Below are 7357 nucleotides of genomic sequence, written 5' to 3' on the forward strand. Positions count from 1 at the left end.
CTTTTTTTGGCAAAATTCTTTAGTAATATTAGGTGTAGAGCAGTTAGTAAATGTTCAGGGGGTGTACGTGAGGCATTTGTTGTTGTTTAAAAACGTATATTACAACCAAAGCCAATGCCTCTGTATTCTATTGTATTATTGTTATACCGTCCTGTTGTTTCATATTCTATAAAAGAAGTATGCATAGAAAGGCTCATACTATAATACTTTCTTATCATAATGGGTACATTCACCCCAAATCGCAATTCAGCAGGCTCTTTTAAGCCATCAAAAGAGGCTATGGGCAACAAACTATTTAGCTGCAAAAACAAACCGCCTGGGTTTTCTTTTATAAAGTTGAAGCGCACAATTCCACCGTATTTTAAGCCTATTGCCATAGGGTTATTGAAATGCCCTATGCCTATTACGGCACCGAAACTCAGCTTCTTTAGTAGTTGATAGTTCACACTAAAATCATTATAGAGAATAGGAGTTTCCTCAATATTTCTAGAGGTATAGAAATATTCATCGGGGTTGAGGCGATTTTGCAGATAGTAGTATTCTTTAGCAGCCCCTTTTACAGGCATAACCCAGCCCATTTCACCTTGATAAAACAAACGCTTGCGTTTTCTCACGTATTCAGTATTTTCGGTTTTAGCAGGTTCGGTTATGGGCGTTACATCTTCAGTAGTTGCAGTAACTACTTCATTTTGGTTGGGCTCATTTTTCTCTACTTCTTGAGCTGTAGCGAAATAGCTGCCAAATAGCAGCGTTAGATAAAGTACTTTTTTCATACACATATTTTTTTTGAGGGCAAAGATAGTAAAAATTAGCTAATTAGCAAATTAGCAAATTGGAGAATTAGCAAAAATGACAGGTTACATATTTCTGAGTGGGAGCATTTTTACTCTCTACAAAAGTCATTTGTAAAATATCACCTACTTAAGTATCGCAACTTCCTGATGCGCGTAATATAGCTTTGCTCAGCTACTGCACGCTTGTAGTCGTCTTCAATGATAGTAGTTATTTCGCGTTCGGGGTGGGTAATCAGAAGCAAGAAATCCACTTGCCCGTAGTCATCAGCGTGTCGCACTATGGCACCTTTGGTGGGCAAACTTCGGCTCAGCTGGTAGTATTCTTCTTTGTGTAGTTCGTAATCAGCTTTTACGGCAGCCACTACGGCAGGGTCTTTATATAAGTAGTTCAATAATAGTTTTTCTTTCAGATAGTCAACTCCTTCTAATCGTTTGCGCAAGGCGGCAAATTGCTCACGAAAATACGCTCCTATGCGCTTAGCTTGTTCGCGTGTTGTGTCGCCCCATTCTGGCGCATTGGGGTTTATAGGCGCTCCCACTACTACCGTAATAGCACCATCGTAAATAACAAAATCGCCCTTAGGCTGCACTTCTGAAGCTCCGTGTATATAAATAGGCACTATAGGCGTATGGCATTGCTGAGCAATGTAAAAAGCCCCCTGATGAAATCGGTGTATCTGGTTGCTTTCCGAGCGTTTGCCTTCAGGGAATATCATTACCGAAATCCCCTCTTTAAGATTAGCTTCTACCTGCGGCATCACACGTTCTATGCCTTCAGTAGCAGGAAAAAAGCCCATAGCACGCACATATTTGCCAAAAACTAACGAATTGTACACCCACTTGTTCACCATATAACTTATTTTGTAAGTAAATAAGCCTATCGCGAGCGTATCAAGCCACGAACTATGGTTGGCTATCACTACAGAAGCCTCGTTTAATGTTACTTTATGAGGGTTTTCTACTCGTTTTCGTACAAAAATATTGCTGTAAAGCACCGAAGTAGTAAGCCAAGCAGCACAACGCCGCAACCACAAAGTGCGTTTGGGTGTGAAAAGTAACAACAATCTGCCTATATTAGATAATACTACCGATAACACTACATAGTACAACATAGAGCAGATGCTGTAAAGCAACAAACGCAAACTGATAGGAGAAAGCCCCTTGCGTGGTCTATTACTGATGAAAAAACCAAAAATAGTAGGATAGAATACAAAAGTAATTACCAATGCTGTAAAAATACCTATCACCGATACCCCTGCTATTGATTTTAGTGCGGGGTGTTTGGCAAAAATAAGCGTACCTATAGCCAAAAAAGTAGTGATAGAAGCCAATACTACCGATAATTTATATACAGGCAATTCATTTTTGCCATCAGTGTAGTCTTTTTGCAGCGCACAAGTCATAAAAATACTAAAATCAACCGAATGACCCAGCACAAGTGTACAAACAATCATACTGAATACATTGAACTCTATCCCTGCCCAACTCATTATTGCCGAAGTTACAACCCCTGTAATTGCAATAGGGATAAGGGTGAGTAATGCCAACTCTATACGCCTGAAAAATAATAGCAAAATCAAAAAAATAGCAACAGATGAATAATTTACAAGTAGCAATATATCGTCTTTTAGCTTACCTAAAAAAGTCTCACTTAGGTTCTTGCGGTCAATAGCGATAGCACTTCCTTTAGCCTCTATGCCTCGTATAAATGCAGAACGTTGGGCATCGGTAACTTTTATCAGGTTAGCAATAGTGTAAAAACCGTCTTTCTCAGTAATAAAGTCCTCAAAAGGGATAGCCGTAAGTGCTTTGTAATCAGCAAGTGTGTGTAAAGTAGAGGGAACAACCTCTAAATGCTCCAAAAAAGGCTCGTAAGTATGTTCTTTGAAACCCAATGCACGCCCATAAGCAACGAGATTGTCGCGCAATTGTGCTTTGCGCTCTGCACTCCAGAACGATTGCCAGCGGTCAATACGCCTTTGTTGCTCTGCCAACGGCAATACTACACTTCCTACCGAGCTAAATTGCTTTAGGCTGTCCTGTGCTTTGTATTGTTTTAGCTGTTGGTATAGCTCGTAATTGCGGGCAGCAGCCTCATCAAAACTATTGCCATAAGCCGCTGCGTACACCGATTTGTAACCACTATCCGTAATAGCCTCCAATTGTTGCTGTGCCTCCTTGTAGGAATTATTTATATAATTGATAGCTGCAATATCGCCATTAAAACGCACTTTGTTGAAGAAGAAAAAACTCAGCACAATCAGCAGTAGGCAACTTGCTACAATCCATTGGTTATGGTGAAGAGGGTAAGCCGCTACCTTGTCTAAAAAAGTAGTGCGTACAGCTACTGCGTTGTTACTTCGGTAAAAGTGCGGCACTAATACCAATGATAATAATGCCGATACCATAATGCCTACAAAAGCAAATACCCCCAAATCACGCATTATTTCAGAGTCTACAAATAGCAAACACAAAAATGAAATAGCGGTAGTGATACTACTTAGCAAAATAGGTACAGTTACCGCACGATAAAGACTACCTATGTCCCTACTTACCTTGTAGTGTGTCAGTATATGCAACGAGTAGTCAATAGTTACCCCCAATAGCACTGCCCCCAAACTGATAGAAATAGCCGAAATACTCCCCTTTAGCACATACAGCACCGATAAGGCTGTCAGCACCCCAAATACTGAAGGAATAAAAGCTATAAAAGGAATATATACACTGCGGTAGAAGAATACCAGCAACAAGTAAAGCACCGATAATGAAATCAGTACAGTTGTAAGTATATCAGTTTTTATTTGCGTAGCATTGCCCACCGATATAAAAGGAGCACCAAAAAAATAAGTCTTTACCCTGCCCGAATATTCTTTGTTAAATTGTTGTTGAAGTTGTTCTAATAAAGCTACAAAGGCAGCATTGTGTTGAGTGTCATTGCCCTCATAGGTAGGATTGATAAAAAAAAGAAGATGTTTGCGGTCGGTAGTTGTAAGATAACCATCAGTAATAGTAAAGTTATCGTCTATATTTAGATTTTTCAGTTGAGCAAGTCCTCTGAAACTAAGTCCAAAAGGGTCATTGCGAAAATATTTTTGGGTTACCATACCCGCAGGTGTAAGCATTGTTTTGTAATGCGATTGCACCATTGCTTGCACGCTGTCAGCGGCTAACTTCTGTTCCAAGTAGTGGTAATCCTCATCGGTAAGAAATAGCGGTAAGTGAGCGTGTACAAACTGCCAAGTATTATCTATGTCTTCTTCGTCTATAATACCCTGTACGCTCGCTATATAGCGGCTAAAAGAGGTAGTAGCAAGGCTATCGTTCAGTGCCTGTGCTACCTCCTGCATATCATCTAGAAGCGTACTGTCTTTAGCCGTCAGTACTACCGATATTTTATCCGAAAAATTAAGCTGTTTCAGTATTTTTGAAGTAAGCGTTGTTTTAGCATTTTGAGGAAGTACTTTAGTAATATCTTCCTCAAAATGCAATTGGGTAGCAGCATAAACCGCAATCAGTAGCCACGCTACAAAAAACGACACCGCAGCCCATTTATACGCTCGAATACTTTGATACAAACAATACAGCATAACGTATTTATCAATACTTTTTTCTTATTTTCCGCTCAATTGTTGTATACTCTTTTCAATAGTCGCTATTTTAGCCAATGCATCAGCTTCCTTTTTGCGTTCGTTATCCACTACCGCTGCAGGTGCCGAACTTACAAACTTCTCATTAGAAAGTTTCTTGCACACTGAATTTAAAAAGCCCTGAGTATACACAAGCTCTTCCTGTAGTTTCTTTAACTCTTCTTCTACATTCACAGCCCCTTCCATCGGAATAAAGTACTCATTAGCCTTCACACGGAACGACATAGCCCCTTCTATAGCAGCATTTATCTCCGTAATAGCCTCAAGACCTCCCATTTTAGTTATAACAACATTAAAACGAGAAGAGGTTTGTTCCTTATTCAATAGCGAAACACTCAGTGGGGTTTTAAAAGGAATGTTTTTCTCTTTGCGTACCGTGCGGATACCCGCTATCACCTCAGCAGCAAAATCAAATTCGGCTAACAATTTTTCGTCATACGGCTGTACAGCAGGATAAGTAGCTACGATAAGAGCCTGTTCAGGAGTACGAGTTGCCAAGTTCTGCCATATCTCCTCTGTAAGGAACGGCATAAAAGGATGCAACAACTTCAGTAAATTCTCAAAAGCCGCTACCACGCCCTCGTAAGTCGCCTTGTCCATAGGTTTGCCATATTCAGGTTTCACCATTTCTAAGAGCCACGCACAAAAGTCGTCCCAAGCAAGTTTATAGATAGCCATCAAGGCATCCGAAATACGATACTTCTCAAAATGGTCTTCCACCTCAGTGAGTACCGCATTAAATTTAGCGTCAAACCATTGCAAAGCAAGCCCAGCCGCAGCAGGTTGTGCTACGCTGTTATCCGCCTGCCAACCTTTCACCAATTGAAAAGCATTCCAAAGTTTATTGCCAAAGCCTTTCCCTTGCTGGCAAAGCGCCTCGTCAAATAGCAAGTCATTACCCGCTGCCGATGAAAGCAACAAACCTACACGCACCCCATCAGCACCATAGTCAGCTATTAGTTTAAGTGCGTCAGGCGAGTTACCCAACGATTTCGACATCTTGCGGCGTTGCTTGTCGCGCACCAATCCCGTCAAATATACATTGCTAAACGGACGCGCCCCTTTGTACTCATAGCCAGCCACTATCATTCGTGTTACCCAGAAGAATAGAATATCAGGACCCGTTACCAAATCGTTGGTAGGATAGTAGTAGTTTATTTCAGGATTGTTAGGCTCTAAAATGCCATTAAAAACACTCATAGGCCATAACCAAGACGAAAACCACGTGTCAAGCGCATCCTCATCTTGCCTCAAATCATCTTCAGTAAGCTGTGCATTGCCACTCTTTTCTTTAGCCAAAACAAGCGCTTCAGCTTTCGTTTCAGCCACTACATATTGACTCTTACCCTCGCCGTAGTAGTAAGCAGGTATCTGTTGACCCCACCATAGCTGACGCGAAATGTTCCAATCCCGTACGTTTTCTACCCAATGACGATAAGTATTCTCAAACTTTTTAGGATATAATTTGATACTCTCATCCTCCAATACCGCTTTTATAGCAGGCTGAATCAGCTTATCCATTTTTAGGAACCATTGGTCAGAAAGGCGAGGTTCTATGACAGCCTTAGTTCGTTCTGAGGTGCCTACTTTATTTGTATAATTCTCTTTTTTAGCCAACAAACCCTTCTCTTCCAGTTCAGCAACTATTTCCTTGCGTACCACAAAGCGGTCTTTGCCAGCGTAGTGCAAACCATACTGATTCAGGCTTGCATCGTCATTAAAAATATCAATCACTTCCAATTGGTGCTTGTCGCCCAACACCTTGTCGTTAGGGTCGTGAGCAGGAGTAACCTTTAGGCAGCCCGTACCAAATTCAGTGTCCACATATTCATCTTCAATAATCGGAATCACACGATTGCAGATAGGCACAATAGCCTTTTTGCCTTTCAGGTGCTGCCAACGCTCATCGTTAGGGTTGATACAGATAGCTGTATCTCCAAAAATCGTCTCCGGACGTGTAGTAGCAATAATCAAGTAATCGTTTGTACCCTCAATTTGGTATTTCAAATGATACAAAAATCCCTGACGCTCTTCGTAAATCACCTCCTCGTCCGATAAGGTAGTTTTAGCCTCAGGATCCCAGTTCACCATACGATGCCCACGATATATTTCACCTTTGTTGTACAAATCCACAAACACCTTTATTACCGAAGCCGACAAAGGAGCATCCATAGTAAATTTAGTGCGCTCCCAGTCGCACGAGCAACCCAATTTTTTGAGTTGTTCAAGAATAACGCCCCCATATTGGTGCGTCCATTCCCAAGCGTGTACGAGAAACTCCTCGCGAGTAAGGTCAGATTTTTTTATACCCTGTTCTTTTAGTTTTGCCACCACCTTAGCCTCTGTAGCTATCGAAGCGTGGTCAGTACCAGGCACCCAGCAAGCATTGAAACCTTGAAGGCGTGCACGGCGTATGAGCACATCCTGAATAGTATTGTTAAGCATATGTCCCATATGCAATACCCCCGTAACGTTAGGAGGCGGAATCACAATAGTGTAAGGAGTACGCTCATCGGGCGTAGAATGAAAGTAATTATGGGTAAGCCAATAAGCATACCATTTTTCCTCTAAATCAGTAGGGTTATATTTCGTAGGTTCTGTCATATGTTAATTTATCTATTTGTCATTAATTATCAAGATTTGTCAAATCAAAGAACATTTGCCTAATGTCCTCTTGTGTGTCTTTTTCTGTTAGAAAATCAAATCCTAATCTTTGGTAGAAAGGTAAAGCATCTTTATAAGCGTCTACAGTAATAAGTCTACACGCTATTTTCTTATTCAATTCAAGACATTCTTCAACAAGATTTTCTATTATCATTCTTCCTAGCCCCATTCCTTTATACGTTTTGTCAATTGCCAAACGTCCTATTTTTACAGCAGGAACACTCTTCAAATGGCGTTTAGGATGAGGTATCA

The 7357-nt window shown here is 40.9% G+C and carries 4 protein-coding genes; all 4 read right to left on the minus strand.

Annotated elements, in window-relative coordinates; all coding sequences use genetic code 11:
- Nucleotides 1-86: 86 nt before the first annotated feature.
- Nucleotides 87-773 (minus strand): hypothetical protein, encoded by a 687-nt coding sequence (locus tag HMPREF9075_RS11105; protein ID WP_009416683.1) that lies wholly within the window; start codon nucleotides 771-773, stop codon nucleotides 87-89.
- Nucleotides 774-913: 140 nt separating this feature from the next.
- The gene (locus HMPREF9075_RS11110; RefSeq protein WP_009416684.1) at nucleotides 914-4381 is read right to left on the minus strand and encodes a 1-acyl-sn-glycerol-3-phosphate acyltransferase; all 3468 of its coding nucleotides are present in this window, start codon (nucleotides 4379-4381) and stop codon (nucleotides 914-916) included.
- A 24-nt stretch (nucleotides 4382-4405) separates the two neighbouring features.
- Nucleotides 4406-7045, minus strand: coding sequence for a valine--tRNA ligase (locus HMPREF9075_RS11115; RefSeq protein ID WP_009416685.1), 2640 nt, complete (start codon nucleotides 7043-7045; stop codon nucleotides 4406-4408).
- 22 nt (nucleotides 7046-7067) lie between these two features.
- The coding region (locus HMPREF9075_RS13915) for a GNAT family N-acetyltransferase (protein WP_009416686.1) at nucleotides 7068-7357 on the minus strand (290 nt) is incomplete at its 5' end.

The organism is Capnocytophaga sp. oral taxon 332 str. F0381, assembly GCF_000318275.2.
GTDB classification, from domain to species: Bacteria; Bacteroidota; Bacteroidia; order Flavobacteriales; family Flavobacteriaceae; genus Capnocytophaga; species Capnocytophaga bilenii.